General features: G+C 42.6%; 21 protein-coding genes. All 21 read left to right on the top strand.

The features are described 5' to 3' along the window. The first annotated feature begins 2 nt into the window (after positions 1–2). The 21 genes from AC0VXY_RS09185 to flgC all read left to right on the top strand — a co-directional run bounded on the left by AC0VXY_RS09185 (position 3) and on the right by flgC (position 19693). Positions 3–236, top strand: coding sequence for a KH domain-containing protein (locus tag AC0VXY_RS09185; RefSeq protein ID WP_034755686.1), 234 nt, complete (start codon positions 3–5; stop codon positions 234–236). Between the two features lie 229 nt (positions 237–465). Further along, positions 466–852: a YlqD family protein gene (locus AC0VXY_RS09190; protein ID WP_258263238.1), complete on the top strand. Its 387-nt coding sequence runs from the start codon at positions 466–468 to the stop codon at positions 850–852. A 17-nt stretch (positions 853–869) separates the two neighbouring features. Continuing rightward, a complete protein-coding gene (gene rimM / locus AC0VXY_RS09195) occupies positions 870–1385 on the top strand; it encodes a ribosome maturation factor RimM (RefSeq protein WP_475527584.1) in 516 nt (171 codons plus the stop codon). Beyond that, positions 1385–2119 (top strand): tRNA (guanosine(37)-N1)-methyltransferase TrmD, encoded by a 735-nt coding sequence (gene trmD / locus AC0VXY_RS09200; RefSeq protein WP_435994546.1) that lies wholly within the window; start codon positions 1385–1387, stop codon positions 2117–2119. The genes rimM and trmD overlap by 1 nt, the downstream gene beginning before the upstream one ends. Before the next feature lie 137 nt (positions 2120–2256). After that, positions 2257–2601, top strand: coding sequence for a 50S ribosomal protein L19 (gene rplS, locus AC0VXY_RS09205; protein WP_032088854.1), 345 nt, complete (start codon positions 2257–2259; stop codon positions 2599–2601). A gap of 175 nt (positions 2602–2776) precedes the next feature. Next, positions 2777–3316 carry a signal peptidase I gene (gene lepB, locus AC0VXY_RS09210; RefSeq protein ID WP_435991376.1) on the top strand — a complete coding sequence of 180 codons (540 nt, stop codon included), beginning with the start codon at positions 2777–2779 and terminating at the stop codon, positions 3314–3316. 26 nt (positions 3317–3342) lie between these two features. Continuing rightward, a complete protein-coding gene (ylqF, locus tag AC0VXY_RS09215; protein WP_435991374.1) occupies positions 3343–4209 on the top strand; it encodes a ribosome biogenesis GTPase YlqF in 867 nt (288 codons plus the stop codon). Between the two features lie 90 nt (positions 4210–4299). Further along, entirely contained in the window at positions 4300–5082 is a 783-nt protein-coding gene (locus tag AC0VXY_RS09220; protein ID WP_475527585.1) for a ribonuclease HII, read from the top strand. A gap of 52 nt (positions 5083–5134) precedes the next feature. Further along, a complete protein-coding gene (locus tag AC0VXY_RS09225) occupies positions 5135–6880 on the top strand; it encodes a hypothetical protein (RefSeq protein ID WP_475527586.1) in 1746 nt (581 codons plus the stop codon). Further along, complete coding sequence (locus AC0VXY_RS09230; RefSeq protein WP_435991368.1) at positions 6877–7158, top strand: EscU/YscU/HrcU family type III secretion system export apparatus switch protein; 282 nt, start codon at positions 6877–6879, stop codon at positions 7156–7158. The genes AC0VXY_RS09225 and AC0VXY_RS09230 overlap by 4 nt, the downstream gene beginning before the upstream one ends. Before the next feature lie 246 nt (positions 7159–7404). Next, positions 7405–8565, top strand: a complete 1161-nt coding sequence (gene sucC / locus AC0VXY_RS09235) for an ADP-forming succinate--CoA ligase subunit beta (protein ID WP_060669764.1) — start codon at positions 7405–7407, stop codon at positions 8563–8565. A gap of 16 nt (positions 8566–8581) precedes the next feature. Beyond that, a complete protein-coding gene (gene sucD, locus AC0VXY_RS09240; protein WP_435991366.1) occupies positions 8582–9484 on the top strand; it encodes a succinate--CoA ligase subunit alpha in 903 nt (300 codons plus the stop codon). 75 nt (positions 9485–9559) lie between these two features. Next, positions 9560–10435: a DNA-processing protein DprA gene (gene dprA / locus AC0VXY_RS09245; protein ID WP_475527587.1), complete on the top strand. Its 876-nt coding sequence runs from the start codon at positions 9560–9562 to the stop codon at positions 10433–10435. Between the two features lie 301 nt (positions 10436–10736). Continuing rightward, positions 10737–12812 carry a type I DNA topoisomerase gene (topA, locus tag AC0VXY_RS09250; protein WP_475527588.1) on the top strand — a complete coding sequence of 692 codons (2076 nt, stop codon included), beginning with the start codon at positions 10737–10739 and terminating at the stop codon, positions 12810–12812. A 226-nt stretch (positions 12813–13038) separates the two neighbouring features. Continuing rightward, positions 13039–14337 carry an FADH(2)-oxidizing methylenetetrahydrofolate--tRNA-(uracil(54)-C(5))-methyltransferase TrmFO gene (trmFO, locus tag AC0VXY_RS09255; RefSeq protein ID WP_475527589.1) on the top strand — a complete coding sequence of 433 codons (1299 nt, stop codon included), beginning with the start codon at positions 13039–13041 and terminating at the stop codon, positions 14335–14337. Positions 14338–14398: 61 nt separating this feature from the next. Next, entirely contained in the window at positions 14399–15298 is a 900-nt protein-coding gene (gene xerC, locus AC0VXY_RS09260) for a tyrosine recombinase XerC (protein ID WP_435991358.1), read from the top strand. Positions 15299–15318: 20 nt separating this feature from the next. Next, a complete protein-coding gene (hslV, locus tag AC0VXY_RS09265) occupies positions 15319–15861 on the top strand; it encodes an ATP-dependent protease subunit HslV (protein WP_060669750.1) in 543 nt (180 codons plus the stop codon). A gap of 66 nt (positions 15862–15927) precedes the next feature. Continuing rightward, on the top strand, positions 15928–17340 hold the full coding sequence (hslU, locus tag AC0VXY_RS09270; RefSeq protein ID WP_435994544.1) for an HslU--HslV peptidase ATPase subunit: 1413 nt from the start codon (positions 15928–15930) through the stop codon (positions 17338–17340). A 96-nt stretch (positions 17341–17436) separates the two neighbouring features. Next, entirely contained in the window at positions 17437–18216 is a 780-nt protein-coding gene (codY, locus tag AC0VXY_RS09275; RefSeq protein ID WP_435991356.1) for a GTP-sensing pleiotropic transcriptional regulator CodY, read from the top strand. Between the two features lie 623 nt (positions 18217–18839). Next, positions 18840–19229, top strand: a complete 390-nt coding sequence (gene flgB / locus AC0VXY_RS09280; RefSeq protein ID WP_435991354.1) for a flagellar basal body rod protein FlgB — start codon at positions 18840–18842, stop codon at positions 19227–19229. Positions 19230–19231: 2 nt separating this feature from the next. Continuing rightward, positions 19232–19693, top strand: coding sequence for a flagellar basal body rod protein FlgC (gene flgC / locus AC0VXY_RS09285; RefSeq protein ID WP_475527590.1), 462 nt, complete (start codon positions 19232–19234; stop codon positions 19691–19693). Positions 19694–19705: the final 12 nt, after the last annotated feature.

The raw sequence follows: 19705 nt of genomic DNA on the forward strand, positions 1-19705 counted from the left end.
CGATGAAAGATCTTATTCTAACGATTGTGAAACCCCTGGTTGACCATCCGGACTCTGTCCGCGTCGATTTAGATGAAGGGACGAACGGTTTAACTTATAAGTTATCCGTTCATCCCGAGGATATGGGTAAGGTCATTGGGAAACAGGGGCGAGTAGCTAAATCGATTCGAACTGTGGTATACGCTGCAGCAGGATCTTCACAACAGAAGAAAATCTTTTTAGAGATAGTGGAGTAAGGAAGCTTACTAAAGCTCATTACTACAAGCTCTAAGAATCAGGGGACTGACCCACAAAGGTTACTACTTAGCCTTAAGACGTCAGTCCCCTTTTTCATAGGGTTGATCGCCATGTAATGGTATACTATCGTCAGATGGGTTTTAAGCCCTCATAAAACCGTTTCTCCCCTAAGAACACCCTTAAGGTCATTACTTCAGTGAGGGGTGAATAGAAGGAGGAGGAAAGACGTTGAACGTGATACATACGATAACAATTAAACAAGTCCTCACAGAAAAGAGTAAGGACCTGTTAATGAAACGCTATGAAAATCAAACGTTTCATTTGAAAAAGGAAAGTGATCAGCTTCAGTTCGAAATGAAAAAGATTGAACGTGGCAAGAAATATCCCACTCATAAATTAAATCAGCATTTTGAAAGAGAATTGAATGAACGGGCAGAAAAAATCAAGCTGTTGGAATTTCAAATGGAACAGCTGAATATCCTCCCGATTGGCAGCGAGCTGAAAGAAAAAGAAGTCCAAGGTATGATGGACATTCAAGTTGGTGACAATTGGGAGGAAGAAACCCTTTCAAAGACGATTGTAATAGAAGACGGTATAGTGAAAGAAATACGTTAATGCAAGAGGTGAATGCGATGGAAAAGTGGTTTAATGTAGGTAAGATTGTCAACACTCATGGAGTTAAAGGGGAAGTGAAGGTCGTATCGACGACAGATTTCCCCGAAGAGCGTTATCAGAAAGGGAACACTCTCTATTTGTTCAGGAATGGCCAGGAATCCCTCGGTCTCGTGATCAAATCTCATAGAAATCATAAGAGTTTTGATTTGCTTACGTTTGAAGGGTATGAAAATATCAATGAGGTCGAGAAGTTTAAAGAAGGCATCCTGAAGGTGCAGGAAGACCAATTACAGGAACTGGACGAAGGGGAATACTATCTCCATGAAATCGTCGGCTGTAAGGTAGTGACAACAGCAGGAGAAGAGCTGGGTACCGTCAAAGAGATTTTGAGCCCGGGGGCGAACGATGTATGGGTAGTGAAGGGTGAGCGAGGGAAAGAGTACCTCATCCCTTATATAGTGGATATCGTGAAAACGGTCGATATTGAGTGTCAGCTTATTACCATTGAGCCGATGGAAGGCCTGCTATCATGATGAGAATTGACGTCCTCTCTTTATTCCCTGGTATGTTCGAAGGGATCTTCGGTGATTCCATCTTAAAAAAGGCCAATGAGAAAAGAGCCGTTACGTATAATGTGATCAACTTTCGTGAATACGCTGATAACAAACATAATCAGGTGGATGATTACCCTTACGGCGGGGGGGCCGGGATGGTTTTGAAGCCTCAGCCTATATTTGATGCAGTCGAGGCGTTGAGAAAAGAAGAAGAATCTACCCCGCGGGTCATCCTTATGTGCCCGCAGGGAGAACGATATACCCAGCAAAAGGCTGAGGAGCTTTCGAAAGAAGATCATCTCGTATTTATTTGCGGTCATTATGAAGGCTATGATGAACGAATAAGAGAGCACGTGGTAACCGACGAAATCTCCATTGGTGACTATGTGTTGACTGGCGGGGAACTCGGGGCGATGGTGGTCATAGATAGTGTTGTCCGCCTGCTTCCCGGGGTACTGGGGAATGAGGATTCCCCTATACTTGATTCGTTCTCTTCAGGTCTCTTGGAGCATCCGCATTACACCCGTCCATCGGATTTCAGAGGGATGAAGGTACCCGTTGAGTTGATTTCAGGAAACCATCGTCTGATCGATGAATGGAGAGAGAAAGAGAGCCTGAAAAGGACCTATGAAAGAAGGCCGGATCTATTAGAGAGTTATCCTCTCACAGATCGACAAAAGGCTTGGATAGAGGAATGGAGAAACTCTAAATAGGCTCTTGCATCCTGAAGGCCTGTATGGTATTATATTCTTTGTGGTTTCCAGGAGTTATCTCCTGAAATCATGGATCCCGATGTTCCGCTGCAATCAATCGCTTTTGTAAGAGCATCTGTTGGAAGGAGTTGAAAAAGATGCACAAATTAATCGAAGATATTACGAAAGAACAACTTCGCTCTGATCTACCATCTTTCCGTCCTGGTGATACAGTACGTGTACACGTTAACATCGTTGAGGGTACTCGTGAACGTATTCAGGTTTACGAAGGAGTAGTAATCAAACGCCGTGGTGGCGGTATCAGCGAAACATTTACTGTTCGTAAAATTTCTTACGGTGTAGGTGTTGAGCGTACTTTCCCAGTACACACACCTAAAATCGCTAAATTAGAAGTTATTCGTCGCGGTAAAGTCCGTCGTGCGAAACTTTATTACCTGCGTAATCTGCGTGGTAAAGCGGCTCGTATTAAAGAAATTCGATAAGAACGTAAGAAAAGGAGCTTGGAGACAAGCTCCTTTTCCTTTTTCTAAAACCTTTCGTTTAAGGGAGTAGAAAGAGGATATCGACTATTTTCGGGAAACCACCAATTTTTAATGAGAATTAGAAGAATTTCTAGTAGAATAGAAAAAGATAGAAAAAATCATGGGTGGTGGAGATGTGGTTAAAGAAAAAAACGAGTGGTGGGAATGGATGAAGGCCCTGTTAATTGCAGTCGGGTTAGCAGCTATCATCAGATTCTTTTTATTTGCCCCCATCGTAGTTGACGGATTATCAATGATGCCTACTTTACATAATGGTGACCGAATGATTGTAAGTAAACTGGGAGAGCCTGAGCGCTTCGATATCGTCGTTTTCCATGCTCCCGAGCAAAAGGATTATATCAAACGGGTCATCGGCCTGCCGGGGGATAAGGTAGAGTATAAAAATGATATATTATATATTAATGGAAAAGCTTATACTGAACCATATCTCAAAGAATACAAAGATCAATTGAACGGCGGTGTCCTAACCGAAGATTTTTCATTAAAGGATATAACCGGTGAAGAAACAGTACCGGAAGGGGAAATTTTTGTTATGGGGGATAACCGGCGATTCAGTAAAGATAGCCGTCATATCGGAACGGTCTCGACCGATGAAGTAATCGGGGACACGAAAGTGATCTATTGGCCTGTTAAAGATTTCGGTTTAGTGAAATAATAGAAAAAGTGTTTGGAGGTGGTCATATGACGATACAATGGTTTCCAGGGCATATGGCTAAAGCTCGTAGACAAGTGACTGAGAAATTAAAACTTGTAGACATAGTGATTGAATTAGTAGATGCAAGAATCCCGTTATCATCCAGAAATCCGATGATTGAAGAAATCATCGGCCAAAAGCCGCGACTCGTTTTATTAAATAAAGCAGACATGGCAGACACAAACAGGACCAATCAGTGGATTGCCTACTTCAAAGAGCAGGGAATCACTGCACTTGCGGTAAATGCACAGGCCGGCAAAGGTCTTCAAGTCATCGTGCAGGCGGCTAAAGAAATCCTCAAAGATAAATTCGATCGCATGAAGTCGAGGGGAATGAGACCACGGGCCATCAGGGCGATGATTGTGGGGATTCCGAACGTTGGTAAATCGACCTTGATCAACAGGCTGGCGAAGAAGAATATCGCCAAAACAGGAAATACACCTGGTGTGACGAAAGCACAGCAGTGGATCAAGGTCGGTAAAGAGCTTGAGCTGCTCGATACCCCGGGCATTTTATGGCCGAAGTTCGAAGATCCCAAGGTAGGCTATAAACTGGCATTAACGGGAGCAATCAAAGATACCATTCTGAATTTGCAGGATATTGCCGTATATGGCCTGCGCTTTCTTGCAGAGTATTATCCAGAGCGATTAGAGGAGCGTTACGGCCTCGAAGAGTTATCTGAAGAGGTAGTGGATAGCTTTGATAAAATCGGGGCTAAGAGAGGCTGTCTGATGACCGGTGGGGAAGTCAATTATGACAAGACTTCTGAAATCATCGTCAGGGATATACGGAATGTTCAGTTAGGACCTATGACATTTGATTTTATTGGTGAAGCTGAAAAAGATAGTGAATAACGGCAGAGGCTGTATAAAGGGAATGGATCTCTTTGACGCAGCCTCTTTATTTTTGTGCGGGATATCCGATATATACGAGGAGGAGCATACGTGACGAAAGTACATAGAACGATCAATGAAATTAAACAATTGATCGGGACACTGACAGAGTCTGATCCGATTTTGGTAGAATTGAAACAGGATGAGAGAAAGGGTGTTCAGAAACTTCTGCTTCAGCTTGAAAGGGAACGAAAGAAGCAAGCTAAGGAGAAAAAGGAGTTTCAGGACCTCACCCGATATGAAAGTGAGTTGTGTCATCAAGGATTCACCCGTATCGCCGGGATAGACGAGGTGGGAAGGGGGCCGCTTGCAGGGCCGGTCGTGACGGCAGCCGTCATCCTTCCCCAAGACTTCTACTTAGCAGGATTGAATGACAGCAAGAAGCTTTCAGAAGGAAAAAGAGAAGAGTATTATGAATATATCCAACATCATGCGATTTCAATTGGAGTTGGAATGGTCCAGGCGGAGGAGATCGATTCCATCAATATTTATCAAGCGACGAAAAAGGCGATGAATGACGCGATCATCCATCTGCCTGTTCAGCCGGATTACTTATTGATCGATGCCATGAAAATTCAATCGCCATATCCGAGTCAGTCAATCATCAAAGGAGATTCAAAAAGCATTTCCATTGCTGCAGCTTCCATTATCGCAAAGGTTACGAGAGACAGGATGATGAAGGAATATGCTGAAAAGTACCCCGGCTATGCTTTCGAGAAAAATGCAGGCTATGGAACAAAAGACCACTTAAATGGACTTGAGCAATTAGGAGTGACCCCTCTGCACCGGAAAAGCTTCGCACCGGTAAAAGAGCATCTGCAGACTAAAGGATAAGCGTTTTCAGCATAAAGTGTAGGATGAATAACATGGGACGGGGGGGAGAGAGATGACCCACATTCACGGTACTGCAAGGAATCAGACACTGTCCTCTCCTGGTGAAAAACCATTTTCGGTCCAGGGTGGAAAGGTTATCTATATAAAGGTACATAAGTTGTTGGGTGATGATCTGGCAGAAGTATCTGCAAACGGTCAGCGGTTCTTGGCAAAGCTTGAAACTCCTTTGAAAGCTGGAGAGCGTCAATGGGTGGAAGTGAAGCAGACAGAGGCAGGAATCAGCCTCCAATTGATCCCGTCTCGCCAAGGAGATGGTGAAGGAATTGCTTCTAAGCTCTTACATCATTTATCCATTTCGACCGATGAGAAAGAAATGACTTCTTTGGTTTCGGATCTTGTAAAGGATAAGATACCCATTCATAAAGAGATGCTGGTGTTTGCAGGGAAGCATGTTACAGGGGAGGATGCAGCTCTTAATTTAAAGATCATCGTAGAAATGGCAAAGAGGAACCTGCCATTTACAGACAGGATATTCCTTTCCATGAAAGCAGGAGAAAGTGGTGATTTTATTTCCATGCTGGATACTCTTGCTTCGAAACTAAATGAAGTGGGAGGAGATGGAAGCACTCTTCAAGTGATTCGAAGACTGCAGGAACCCTTAAAGAGGAATATATCTGAAAATCTTGTCATCAAAGCGTTGACGGGTTTAGCGGATTCTTCACAAACCTACGCAAACCGTTTGGGACGATTTGATTTATTAAAGTCCCTTGGATTCATTCAGAATGAAACGGTCATGAATCAATGGAAGGAAGGTTTAACGGGCATGATCCTTGAGAGAGTGACTTCAGATGGAAAGGGCGGGCTGGCGGCAACTGAAGGGCTTCGAAGCGGCCGTGAACAGGCTTCAAGTGTGAGTGGAGCCGGTACTAAATCAGCTTTCTCTCTTGTGGATAAATGGATGAATATCCTTACAGGCTCAAAAACCCGCCTGGAGGGAACAGAAGACGAGACACCTGAAGCAGCGGCAAAACAGCTGGTCGGATTAGCAGGGAAGGAAAAGCTTGTGGAAATGAACTTTAGCAGGCTTGAACAAATAACTGGGAAAGGTGTCCCTTCATCGAATCAGGAAAAAATCTTCCAGATGCTTCACCACCAAACGGTATTGGACCTGACGGAACAACTCAGGGGAGATGAATTGGCCAAAGTATTAAAAAGGATGATCGGTGACTTCGGAATCAACTATGAAGCTCAGTTTCAGAAAGGATATGAGATTCAGGGCCAGACACTGAAGGAGCATCTTATCGGATTAAGCCAGCATCACCCGTCATCGGACATTCGACAATTAGCCGATGACATTGTTCTGAGAATGAACCATCAAGTGCTTCATTCCCAGGATCCATCCCCTCTCCTTACAATCGTACAGCAGTTTCCAATGTATCTGTTCGGACGAAATACGGATATCACCTTACAATGGACTGGAAAAGAGAAGGAAAAGGGAGTCATCGATGGCGACTATTGCAGGGTGTTATTTTATTTGAACATGAAGGAATTGGATGAGACCTTGATCGATATGCAAGTACAACACCGTGTCATTTCTCTGACGGTTTGGAATGACCATCCAGCAATAGAAGCTTTGTCACAACCACTCATTCCCGATCTAAAAAAAGGGCTCGAGAAATTGGACTATCAGTTATCCGCCGTGAAAGTGAAGAAACCCGATAAACACGAAAGCCTCTCAGAAAAGATCTTAAGGAACGAGTCCAATCGAACATTTTCCGGAGTTGATGTAAAAATATGAAAAGGCGGCACGAGAGAAAAGAAGCGATTGCTCTAAGTTATAATCAGCAAGAAGCATCAGCGCCAAAAGTCGTGGCAAAAGGAAAAGGGATGATTGCTGAAAACATCCTGTCAAGAGCGATGGAGCATGGAGTACCTGTTCAAGAGGATAAGAGCCTGTTATCCCTCCTCGGCAACCTGGATATCGGTGAATCCATCCCTGAGGAATTATACGGAGCCGTAGCAGAAGTATTTGCTTTTATCTACCGTTTGGACAGGGACATATCCAGGAGAGAATGAACAAAAGGATCTCACGGTGACGTTAAAGGAAGCTAGATTGGTTAGGTGAAATATATTTTTTGAGTATAATAATTTATGTGTGTTCCTTCTAGTAGAAACGGCATGATGTAAATGAATTCTATCTAATTATGTTCAGAATTTTTAAATTAATATAATATTTTTAGCATAATGGTAGACATATATACTGTCATTTTATACAATGAAAGCGCAGTCTATTTTTTGAAGAGTTTGATAGGAGGATGGAAAATGAATATCCATGAATATCAAGGTAAAGAAATCCTCAGAAATTACGGGGTGTCCGTACCAAATGGTAAAGTGGCTTTTACAGCTGAAGAGGCAGTAGAAGCGGCGAAAACGTTAGATTCTAGCGTATATGTTGTAAAGGCGCAAATCCACGCAGGTGGACGGGGCAAGGCAGGCGGAGTCAAAATCGCCAAGAGCCTTGACGAAGTGCGTACATATGCAGAGGAATTAATCGGAAAAACTTTAGTTACTCACCAAACGGGTCCTGAAGGTAAGGAAGTAAAGCGCTTACTTATCGAAGAAGGCTGTGATATCAAAAAAGAGTATTATGTAGGTCTTGTACTCGACCGTGCAACTTCCCAGGTTGTCCTTATGGCATCTGAAGAAGGTGGAACGGAAATCGAAGAGGTAGCAGAACAAACACCTGAAAAAATCTTTAAAGAGTACATCGATCCAGTTGTTGGATTAACAGGTTTCCAAGCGAGACGTATTGCATTCAATATCAATATTCCTCAAAAACTTGTAGGTAAAGCAGCTAAGTTCATGATGGGTCTTTACAATGTGTACATCCAAAAGGATGCTTCAATTGTTGAAATCAACCCGTTAGTAGTGACTGGTGACGGAGATGTCATGGCACTTGATGCGAAGTTCAACTTCGATTCAAATGCATTATACCGCCAAAAGGATGTCATTGAGTTACGCGATCTTGAAGAAGAAGATGCGAAAGAAATCGAAGCTTCCAAATACGACCTGAGCTATATTTCCCTTGATGGGAATATCGGGTGTATGGTAAATGGCGCTGGTCTTGCCATGGCCACGATGGACATCGTGAAGCATTATGGCGGAGATCCCGCTAACTTCCTGGATGTTGGGGGCGGTGCCACAGCTGAAAAGGTAACAGAAGCATTCAAAATCATCCTTTCTGATGAAAACGTTAAAGGTATTTTCGTCAACATCTTCGGTGGAATCATGAAATGTGACGTCATCGCAACGGGTGTTGTAGAAGCGGCTAAGCAGATCGGTCTTCAAGTACCACTTGTGGTTCGTCTTGAAGGAACGAATGTAGACTTAGGTAAAGAAATCCTGAATCAATCAGGCTTGAATATCATTGCAGCTGAATCCATGGCAGACGGCGCACAAAAAATCGTTGAGCAAGTAGGCTGAGAAAGGCGGGGGACTAATGAGCGTATTTATTAATAAAGATACCAAGGTTGTTGTACAAGGAATTACAGGATCAACAGCTCTTTTTCATACGAAGCAAATGCTTGAATACGGTACACAGATCGTGGCAGGTGTTACACCTGGAAAAGGCGGAACAGAGGTTGAAGGCGTACCTGTTTTTAATACAGTGGAAGAAGCAAAGAAAGCAACTGGCGTAAATGCTTCCGTCATCTATGTTCCTGCACCATTTGCAGCAGATGCAATCATGGAAGCGGTAGATGCCGAGCTTGATCTGGCCATTTGTATCACAGAGCATATCCCTGTATTGGATATGGTAAAGGTTAAGAGGTACATGGAAGGCAAGAATACACGCCTTGTCGGGCCGAACTGTCCTGGAGTCATCACTCCTGACGAATGTAAGATCGGGATCATGCCTGGTTACATCCATACTAAAGGACATGTAGGGGTTGTCTCACGTTCTGGTACATTGACGTATGAAGCCGTCCACCAACTTTCACAAGCTGGAATAGGGCAGTCAACGGCAGTGGGTATCGGTGGAGACCCTGTAAACGGTACAGATTTCATTGACGTATTGAAAGCATTCAACGAAGATGAGGATACGTATGCCGTGATCATGATCGGTGAAATCGGAGGTACAGCCGAAGAAGAAGCTGCTGAGTGGATCAAGGCTAATATGACGAAGCCTGTAGTCGGCTTCATCGGTGGACGTACGGCACCTCCAGGGAAACGTATGGGCCATGCCGGTGCGATCATTTCAGGTGGTAAAGGGACGGCTGATGAGAAAATCCGCGTTATGAACGAATGTGGAATTCAAGTTGCGCCAACTCCTTCAGATATGGGGGAAACATTGATCAAGGTCCTTAAAGAAGAGGGAATCCTCGATAAATGTAAAACGCATTAATTTTTTACTGAGACTGACAGCTTGGCTGTCAGTCTCAATTTTATCTATATTAATTTGATCGTTAGGAGGCTTTTAATGAAAGGAAACCGTCACCTTGTCTTTCATATTCATCACTGCCGTGGAATTGGTTTGAAAGGCATAAAACGATTGCTAGAAACTTATCAGGATCTTCACGCTGTCCTTGAACTCCCTTTATCAAAACTCCAACAGATAACGCACGCCACTTCTACGAATGTAGAAACCTTCTATAAAGATCTCCATTCCTTTTCTTCAAAACGCTATATGCAGCTCTATGCTGAGAACAATATAGAGTGGATCACCCTTTTTGATGATGATTATCCAGTCTTGTTGAAAAATGTATATGATCCCCCATTTCTCCTCTTTTTAAAAGGTGACAGGAAACTGCTCCGTTTTTCCCCAAAATTGGCTGTGATAGGGTCGAGAAACGCCACCTCCTACACAGAAAAAGTTCTACACACAATGATTCCGGAGCTTGTCAAACGTGATGTTGTGATCGTAAGTGGACTGGCAAAAGGGGCTGATACCGTCGCTCATAAAGAAGCGATAAGATCAGGCGGCAGAACGATAGGTGTGTTGGGAGGAGGATTCCAGCATATTTATCCTAAACAAAATGTCGATCTGGCCGACCATATGATGGACCACCATCTCCTCCTTTCGGAATATCCCCCTTATATCAAACCGGAAAAATGGCATTTCCCATTTAGGAATCGAATCATTAGTGGTATCAGTGATGCGGTACTTGTCACCGAAGCCAGAAAAAAGAGCGGTACATTTATCACGGCAGATTATGCATTGAACGAAGGGAGGGAAGTCCTGTGCTTACCAGGGTCCATATACGATCCATTGGCAGAAGGAACAAACTCCCTTATACAAGAAGGAGCCAAGATGGTTCTGACAATAGAAGACATTTTCTCAGATCTCAGGGTATAAACTTCAAAAATATGATGTAAAATCTATTATTAAAGGAGTTTTTTGAACATAAAACGGTGAATATCACATGTAATTCATACAAAATGGTTGCATTTATGCTGAAACTGTTATACATTTTGCAACAGGTATCAAAAACTGTATAAAAGAGAAATAAATAGATTAGAGCAGTACTTCTCTACACTGAAATCATTCTTACACCTATGTGAATGTAAGTGTAAACGTTTCCGTTTGTGCTTGTTAAAAGAACATTCCAAGGTGCTATAAAACAGTGATTATTTTCCTCTTTAAGGAGGCTTATTGGATGGCAGATTATTTAGTAATAGTGGAATCGCCGGCTAAGGCGAAAACGATTGAACGTTATTTAGGGAAAAAATATAAGGTCAGGGCATCAATGGGCCACGTCAGGGACTTGCCAAAAAGTCAGATGGGCGTCGATGTCGAGAATGAATTTGAACCAAAGTATATCACCATACGCGGCAAAGGCCCTGTATTAAAAGAATTAAAAACCGCTGCAAAAAAAGTGAAAAGAATCTTCCTCGCAGCCGACCCCGACAGAGAAGGGGAGGCAATTGCCTGGCACTTGGCTCACAGCCTTGATATGGATACGACTTCAGAATGCCGGGTCGTTTTCAACGAAATCACGAAGGATGCGATCAAAGAATCATTTAAGCATCCCCGTGCCATCAATATGGACCTGGTTGATGCTCAGCAGGCACGAAGAATTTTAGATCGGTTGGTTGGTTACAACATCAGTCCATTATTATGGAAAAAGGTCAAAAAGGGACTAAGTGCAGGAAGGGTACAATCGGTTGCAGTCCGGTTGATCATTGATAGGGAAAATGAAATCAAAGCCTTCACTCCGGAAGAGTATTGGTCCATCGAAGCAGAATTCACCAAAGGTAATGATACATTCCAGGCATCTTTCTATGGGATTGACGGTAAAAAGGTGGAATTGAAGACGGAAGAAGAAGTAAAAGATGTTCTTGGCAAGGTGAAAGGGAAGTCTTTCGAAGTGAATAAAGTCACAAAGAAGGAAAGAAAGAGAAATCCAGCACCGCCTTTTACCACTTCATCCCTTCAGCAGGAAGCAGCCCGTAAATTAAATTTCAGGGCAAAGAAGACGATGATGCTTGCACAGCAATTATACGAAGGAATCGAAATGGGGAAACAAGGAACCGTCGGATTCATCACATACATGAGAACGGACTCCACCCGGATTTCTGAAGTAGCTCAGAAAGAAGCCAATGAATATATCGTGAATAAATATGGTCAGGATTTTATCAAGCAGTCTGAGCGCAAAGAGAAAAAACAACAAAAAGCTCAGGATGCCCATGAAGCGGTCCGTCCGACCAGTACCTTGAGGGATCCGTCTTCGGTTAAACCGTTCCTATCACGGGACCAATATCGCCTTTATAAATTGATTTGGGAACGTTTCGTAGCAAGTGAGATGGCACCTGCTGTCATGGACACTATGAGTGTAGATCTTGTAAACGGCTCCGTCATGTTCAGGGCGTCTGGTTCAAAAGTGAAATTCCCCGGCTTTATGAAGGTATATGTTGAGGGATCGGATGATCAGAAAGAAGAAAAAGATAATTTCCTTCCTGCATTGGAAGAAAAAGATAAAGTGAAAAGTGAAAACATCGACCCAAATCAGCATTTCACCCAGCCACCGCCAAGATATACCGAGGCAAGACTCGTGAAAACGTTGGAAGAACTCGGTATAGGAAGACCGTCCACATTTGCTCCAACCCTTGATACGATTCAAAGGAGAGGATACGTTACTCTGGATAACAAGCGATTTATCCCGACGGAGCTTGGAGAAATCGTGTTAGAGTTAGTGAGGGAATTCTTCCCTGATATCATAGATGTGGAGTTTACAGCTAACATGGAACGGAGCCTGGATGACATCGAGGATGGCAATGTGAAGTGGGAAAGAATCATTGACCGTTTTTATCAGGATTTTGAAAAACATCTGGAAAAAGCGGAAAATGAAATGGAGAAAATTGAAATCCGTGATGAACCTGCCGGGGAAGACTGTGAGGAATGCGGTCATGCAATGGTATTCAAAATGGGACGATACGGTAAGTTTATGGCCTGCAGCAATTTTCCCGATTGCCGTAATACCAAGCCGATCGTGAAAGAAATCGGTGTGAAATGCCCTAAATGTGAAAAAGGGAATATCATTGAGCGTAAAAGTAAGAAGAAGCGTATTTTCTACGGGTGTGACCAGTATCCTGAATGTGATTTCTTATCATGGGATAAACCGATTGAACGGAAATGTCCGAAATGTGAAGAGTTGCTCGTGGAGAAGAAGCTTAAAAAGGGTAATCAAATTCAATGTATAAATTGTGATTATAAAGAAGAACCTCAGAAATAGTGATTATAAACGATTGATTGTTGAACAATGAACGAATACAATGGAACGAGGGACTGTTCCAACAGGTGATTTCTCTATTACCTGGTGGGTCAGCCCTTTTGTGTTTTTTTAATCTTTGTAACAAACGATACATATTTTCAATATACAATTATCTTTCTTATCATTGTCCCTTGGTGTACAATGCAAAGTGGATAAAGCGTTCGGGATGTAGGAGGTCTAAAAACAAATGTCAGTAAATGTTATTGGAGCAGGGTTAGCAGGAAGTGAAGCGGCTTGGCAGATTTCAAAAAGGGGGATAAAGGTCAACCTTTTTGAAATGAGACCCATCATTAAAACCCCTGCACACCATACAGATAAGTTTGCAGAACTGGTGTGCAGTAATTCACTCAGAGCGAATACACTTACGAATGCAGTCGGAGTATTAAAAGAAGAAATGAGACATTTGGATTCAGTCATCTTGTCAGCAGCGGATGCCTGCTCTGTACCGGCTGGAGGCGCTCTCGCCGTCGATCGCCATGAATTTGCAGCACTTGTCACAGATAAAGTGAAAAACCACCCCAATGTTACCGTGTTTAATGAGGAAGTAACGGATTTACCGGAGGGGATCACCATTGTTGCTACCGGACCGCTGACGAGTGAAGGTCTTTCCAATCAAATCAAACGGCTGACAGGGGAGGAACATTTATACTTCTATGACGCGGCTGCCCCGATCATAGAGAAAGATTCCATCGATATGGATAAAGTATATTTAAAGTCCCGATATGACAAAGGGGAAGCTGCATACTTGAATTGCCCGATGACCGAGAGTGAATTCAATCGATTCTATGAAGCCCTTATTTCCGCGGAGACGGTTCCGGTGAAAGAATTTGAGAAAGAAGTATTCTTTGAAGGTTGCATGCCAATAGAGGTAATGGCTTCACGCGGAAAGAAGACGATGTTATTCGGCCCCCTCAAGCCAGTCGGACTTGAAGATCCTAAAACAGGTAAACGTCCATTTGCCGTTGTACAATTAAGACAGGATGATGCCGCGGGTACCCTTTATAATATTGTCGGATTCCAGACCCATTTAAAGTGGGGGCCACAGAAAGAGGTTCTTCAATTGATTCCTGGACTTGAGAATGCAGATATTGTCCGATACGGCGTCATGCACAGGAATACCTTCATCAATTCACCTAATGTTCTGAAGAATACGTATCAGTTAAAAAATCATGAGAATCTGTTTTTCGCTGGTCAAATGACAGGTGTGGAAGGATATGTGGAATCTGCTGCAAGCGGATTGATAGCAGGTATAAATGCGGCCAAACTCGCAGTAGAAGAAGAACCCGTTGTATTTCCATATGAGACGGCCATGGGAAGTATGGCAAGATATATCACTACAGCGAATAAACATAACTTTCAACCGATGAATGCGAATTTCGGTCTTTTCCCGGAATTACCAAAAAAGGTAAAAGGAAAGAAAGAACGTAATGAGCAACATGCAAACCGGGCCTTGGAAACAATTCAGAACTTTGTGAAAAAAGTGTAAAATTCATTGCAAGGGTCCCACGGTTGTGTTACTATTTAGTAGCCCTTGTGAGGTGTTAAACATGAATAAGCAATTAGGTGAACAATTACTTTCCTTTACTGAATATTTACAAATAGAAAAACATTATTCTGTTCATACATTTGAACAATATCGTCATGATATTGAAGAGTTTTACGTATTTATGAAAGAACAAGGTTTACGTTCATTAAAAGAGGTCGAGTATTCTGATGCACGACTTTTTTTAACTAAGCTGCATGATCAGGGTTTAAAGAGATCTTCCGTCTCAAGGAAGGTATCGAGCATAAGAAGCTTTTACCGTTATTTAAATCGGGAAAAACAACTACTCGATAACCCCTTTTCGTTTGTTAACCTTCCGAAGAAAGAACAGCGATTGCCTTCCTTTTTTTATGAGGAGGAAATAAAGGCTCTGCTGGATGCTTGTGATGGGGATACCCCTTTGGAAATGCGTAACCTGGCCATATTCGAACTTCTTTATGCGACGGGAATCCGTGTAAGTGAGTGTACGAATATACAGTTGGGTGACGTGGACCTTGGGATGTCTACGCTCCTGGTAAAAGGAAAAGGGAAAAAAGAGAGGTATGTCCCATTTGGAAGCTTTGCACATGATGCCTTAGAACAATACATATTACATTCCCGGCCGAAGCTTGCGAAGGATGGGTCCCATACTCAATTGCTGGTCAACCATCGTGGTGGAGCATTAACCCAAAGAGGCATTCGTCTTATTTTAAATAAGATCATCGAGAAAGCATCTTTGACGGGGAAGATACATCCCCATATGCTGCGTCACACGTTTGCAACGCATTTGTTGAATAATGGCGCCGATTTAAGGACGGTTCAGGAACTTCTTGGACACGCTCAGCTTTCATCCACCCAACTGTATACCCATGTATCCAAGGATCAGTTACGAAAAACGTATTTAGCACATCATCCACGTGCTTAGAAGAGTTGGAGGTTTAGGAAATGGAACAATTCCACGCAACCACTATTTTTGCCGTACAGCATAATGGCAAGTGTGCGATGTCCGGTGACGGGCAGGTTACATTCGGTAATTCAGTTGTCATGAAGCATACAGCAAAAAAAGTACGAAAGCTTTTTAATGGAAAAGTATTGGCTGGATTCGCGGGATCTGTTGCCGATGCGTTTACTTTGTCTGAAATGTTTGAAGGGAAGCTTCAGGAGTTCAACGGTAATCTTCCAAGAGCAGCAGTCGAGCTCGCGAAACAATGGAGGAGCGATAAAGTGCTGAGAAAGCTTGAAGCGATGTTGATTGTTATGGATGAAAGCCACCTTCTGTTAATTTCAGGGACAGGTGAAGTGATTGAACCGGATGATGGAATCCTGGCCATCGGTTCCGGTGGGAATTACGCATTATCTGCCGGCAGGGCATTAAAGCAGTATGCCGGAGACCACTTGACTGCTAAGGAAATCGCCCGATCTTCCCTTCAAATCGCTGCCGATATATGTGTATATACGAATAACCAGATTATCGTTGAAGAGCTCTAATCTGGAAAGTCCAGGTAAGAATAGATATTCTCTCACACTATAGGAAAGTAAGGAGTGTGCCATTTGATGAAGAGTACTGATCACTTAACCCCCAGGCAAATAGTTGAACGATTGGATCAATATATTGTTGGCCAGAAGGATGCCAAGAGAGCGGTCGCCGTTGCGCTGAGGAATCGTTATAGACGGAGCCTTCTGGCCGATGTATTGAAGGATGAAGTGATTCCAAAGAACATCCTGATGATGGGGCCGACTGGTGTCGGTAAAACGGAAATAGCCAGAAGGATCGCAAAATTGGTCCGTGCACCATTTGTGAAAGTGGAGGCAACCAAGTTTACGGAAGTGGGTTATGTTGGACGTGATGTTGAATCGATGGTCAGAGATCTGGTTGAGACATCCGTACGCCTGGTAAAAGAGGAGAAAATGGTCGGTGTCCGGGAAAGAGCAGCTGAAAATGCAAGTCGCCGCCTGGTAGAGCTTGTGGTACCGTCCAAAAAGAAATCCTCTTCTTATAAGAACCCATTCGAAATGATCTTCGGCGGCAACGGGACACAAGGTACATCTGAAGAAGAGGAAGAAAAGCAGGAAGAGATTTCACTCCAAGAGCAAAGAAGAAGAATGGAAATAAGACTCGAAAATGGTGAATTGGAAGAGGAATTCATCACGATTGAAGTCGAGGAGCAGCAAGCGTCCATGTTTGATATGCTTCAAGGCTCAGGAATGGAACAAATGGGGATGAATATGCAGGATGCCCTCAGTAGTTTCATGCCGAAGAAAAAGAAAAAGCGAAAATTGAAGGTGAAAGAAGCAAGAGTGGTACTGACGAATGAGGAAGCCCAAAAGCTGATTGATATGGATGAAGTGACCCAGGAGGCAATCATTCGTGCCGAGCAATCCGGGATCATCTTCATTGATGAAATCGATAAGATTGCCAGCAAAAGCTCAGGGCAATCTTCAGCGGATGTATCCAGAGAAGGTGTCCAGCGTGATATCCTCCCTGTGGTGGAGGGATCGACCGTTGTAACTAAATATGGTTCCGTGAAAACAGATCATGTCCTTTTCATTGCAGCAGGTGCCTTCCACATGAGTAAACCTTCTGATCTTATCCCTGAATTACAGGGGCGTTTCCCCATCAGGGTGGAACTTCAGAAGTTGTCTACAGAAGACTTTGTGCGAATCCTTGTTGAACCGGATAATGCCATCATTAAACAATATATCGCTTTAATGGATACAGAAGGTATACAAATTGAATTTTCTGACGATGCTATTCGTAGACTTGCTGAAATCGCTTATGATGTAAACCAAAATACCGATAATATCGGAGCCAGAAGACTTCACACGATCATGGAAAAACTACTTGAAGACCTATCCTTTGAAGCGCCTGATATCACCCTTGATACGGTTAAAATCACTCCGCAATATGTGGATGATAAACTTGGCGCCATTTCAAAAGATAAGGATCTTAGTCAGTTCATTCTTTAAGTTTTTTCTTACCCTTTATGGGGTATAGGTAGATGGATTAAGGATCATATAAAATTAAATAATAGATACACTTTAGTTGTAGTAGGAGGAAACGTAATGAATTTATTAGGTAAAACAAGAACGATCAATGCTATGCTGCAAAAAGCAGCTGGGAAACCGGTGAACTTTAAAGAAATGTCAGAAACATTAAGTCAAGTGATTGAGGCGAATGTGTTTGTGGTCAGCCGTCGTGGGAAACTACTTGGCTATGCCATCAATCAACAAATTGAAAATGAGCGAATGAAGCAAATGCTTGCTGACCGTCAATTTCCTGAGGAGTATACTCAAAATTTATTTAATGTACAGGAAACGTCTCCCAACCTGGATGTGAATAGCGAATATACCGCTTTCCCTGTTGAAAATAGAGAGTTTTTCAAAAGTGGTTTGACGACCATCGTCCCTATCATCGGTGGGGGTGAAAGATTAGGAACATTAATCCTTGCCCGCCTTGAAGAAAGCTTTGAAGATGATGATCTGATTCTCGCTGAATATGGTGCAACTGTGGTAGGGATGGAGATCCTTCGTGAAAAAGCCGAAGAAATCGAAGTGGAAGCGAGAAGCAAGGCTGTCGTCCAAATGGCAATCAGCTCCCTTTCATACAGTGAGTTAGAAGCCATTGAACACATCTTTGAAGAGCTAAATGGAAATGAAGGACTTCTGGTTGCTTCTAAAATTGCCGATAGAGTCGGAATTACGCGCTCAGTTATCGTCAACGCCCTTCGCAAGCTCGAAAGTGCAGGCGTGATTGAATCCCGTTCCCTGGGAATGAAAGGTACTTACATCAAGGTATTAAATAATAAATTCTTGGTTGAATTAGATAAATTGCGTACAAACTAATATAAAAAAGCTGTTTCCCATTCGGGGAAACAGCTTTTTTATATTTTTAAATTGAAATCATAATTGACAGTGCGATAGCTTTCTCAGCTTTTATGGGTTGTTTGAAGTGAAATGTCAGATTCTTTAGGGAAAATAAGTCGAATGGACTATCGGCAATTGTTCTTTTAGTATTGTCATCTATGATGGTGATAGTACAATAAAGTTACAACAATGTTACGACCAAATTCGACAACCTTCCGAGTTGAGTGATAAATATTGGGGTTTAAGGATTCACCTGGATCTTAGGTGAAGTTTTCTTATGCATATTGAGAATAGATTTCTCGTAAATGACCGGTCAATTGCGGATATGTATGGTGCCCTGCTTCCTTACCGTTTCACCCCTTTGTAATATTGATGTAACAAAACGAGAAAAAATCAACTTTAATTGTAAATTTATCCATGGGAATATAAGGTTTAAAAGTGAATGGAAAGTCACGAATTCGATGAATATCGCCATTTTTCTTTAAAATTTACGGAATATTCATAGACACTAAACACGCTAAACATTACAATAAATACTGTTGTATGATAAATATGTCAAAAATAGTTGATACATGTCAAAAAAACGGATAGAGGTGCCTAAAATGAAACTTTTTTCCAACACCTTTTCAACACTCGAAAACGGGCTGAATTATGCCTCGTTAAATCAGAAAGTGATTTCTCAAAATATTGCCAATGTCGATACACCGAATTATAAAGCGAAAAAAGTAGAGTTTAAGTCGATATTAGATCAGTCCACCCAACAACTGGGAGCGAAAAGAACGAATCAACGACATTTTACCTTTCGAACAAACAGTCAACACCCTGCCGTAAAGACGAAATCCTCTTTTCAGTACAATCATAATGGGAATGGTGTGGATCTGGATCAGGAAATGTCAGAGATGGCAACGAATCAAATTTATTTTAATGCCCTGTCAGACCGGATAAATGGAAAGTTTAACAGTCTGCAATCTGTTATAAGGGGTGGCAAGTAAGAATGGGATTATTTACAGGAATGAATACAACGGCTTCTGCATTGACGGCCCAGCGCTTGAGGATGGACGTCATTTCGTCCAACATGGCCAATGTGGATACAACGAGAGGCAAAATGGTGAATGGTGAGTGGCAGCCTTATCAGCGCAAGTCTGTCGTGATGGCGCCAAAGGGAGATCAGTTTTCTTCTTTTTTAAATCAGGCGATGAACACAAAAGACAACCACTCAATTGGCAGTGGAGTGAAAGTTTCACGGATTATAGAGGATGATGAAACACCATTTAAAATGGTTTATGACCCTCTGCACCCCGATGCAAATGATGATGGATATATACGCCTGCCGAATGTCGATCCCCTGCGGGAGATGGTAGACCTCATTTCAGCTACACGCTCCTATGAAGCAAATGTGACTGTATTTAATGCAAACAAAGCAATGTTAATGAAGTCATTAGAAATTGGTAAATAAAGAAAGGTTGTA

The sequence above is a fragment of the Rossellomorea sp. QJM3NY_18 genome, from assembly GCF_056173145.1.

What these genes read in the sequence shown, in the direction of transcription:
- dprA (WP_475527587.1), top strand. Translation starts at nt 9,560, where the DNA reads ATGAAAGGAAACCGTCACCTTGTCTTTCATATTCATCACTGCCGTGGA.
- topA (WP_475527588.1), top strand. Translation starts at nt 10,737, where the DNA reads ATGGCAGATTATTTAGTAATAGTGGAATCGCCGGCTAAGGCGAAAACG.
- rplS (WP_032088854.1), top strand. Translation starts at nt 2,257, where the DNA reads ATGCACAAATTAATCGAAGATATTACGAAAGAACAACTTCGCTCTGAT.
- rimM (WP_475527584.1), top strand. Translation starts at nt 870, where the DNA reads ATGGAAAAGTGGTTTAATGTAGGTAAGATTGTCAACACTCATGGAGTT.
- AC0VXY_RS09230 (WP_435991368.1), top strand. Translation starts at nt 6,877, where the DNA reads ATGAAAAGGCGGCACGAGAGAAAAGAAGCGATTGCTCTAAGTTATAAT.
- flgC (WP_475527590.1), top strand. Translation starts at nt 19,232, where the DNA reads ATGGGATTATTTACAGGAATGAATACAACGGCTTCTGCATTGACGGCC.
- sucC (WP_060669764.1), top strand. Translation starts at nt 7,405, where the DNA reads ATGAATATCCATGAATATCAAGGTAAAGAAATCCTCAGAAATTACGGG.
- hslU (WP_435994544.1), top strand. Translation starts at nt 15,928, where the DNA reads ATGAAGAGTACTGATCACTTAACCCCCAGGCAAATAGTTGAACGATTG.
- hslV (WP_060669750.1), top strand. Translation starts at nt 15,319, where the DNA reads ATGGAACAATTCCACGCAACCACTATTTTTGCCGTACAGCATAATGGC.
- AC0VXY_RS09185 (WP_034755686.1), top strand. Translation starts at nt 3, where the DNA reads ATGAAAGATCTTATTCTAACGATTGTGAAACCCCTGGTTGACCATCCG.
- AC0VXY_RS09225 (WP_475527586.1), top strand. Translation starts at nt 5,135, where the DNA reads ATGACCCACATTCACGGTACTGCAAGGAATCAGACACTGTCCTCTCCT.
- sucD (WP_435991366.1), top strand. Translation starts at nt 8,582, where the DNA reads ATGAGCGTATTTATTAATAAAGATACCAAGGTTGTTGTACAAGGAATT.
- xerC (WP_435991358.1), top strand. Translation starts at nt 14,399, where the DNA reads ATGAATAAGCAATTAGGTGAACAATTACTTTCCTTTACTGAATATTTA.
- trmD (WP_435994546.1), top strand. Translation starts at nt 1,385, where the DNA reads ATGAGAATTGACGTCCTCTCTTTATTCCCTGGTATGTTCGAAGGGATC.
- flgB (WP_435991354.1), top strand. Translation starts at nt 18,840, where the DNA reads ATGAAACTTTTTTCCAACACCTTTTCAACACTCGAAAACGGGCTGAAT.
- trmFO (WP_475527589.1), top strand. Translation starts at nt 13,039, where the DNA reads ATGTCAGTAAATGTTATTGGAGCAGGGTTAGCAGGAAGTGAAGCGGCT.
- codY (WP_435991356.1), top strand. Translation starts at nt 17,437, where the DNA reads ATGAATTTATTAGGTAAAACAAGAACGATCAATGCTATGCTGCAAAAA.
- ylqF (WP_435991374.1), top strand. Translation starts at nt 3,343, where the DNA reads ATGACGATACAATGGTTTCCAGGGCATATGGCTAAAGCTCGTAGACAA.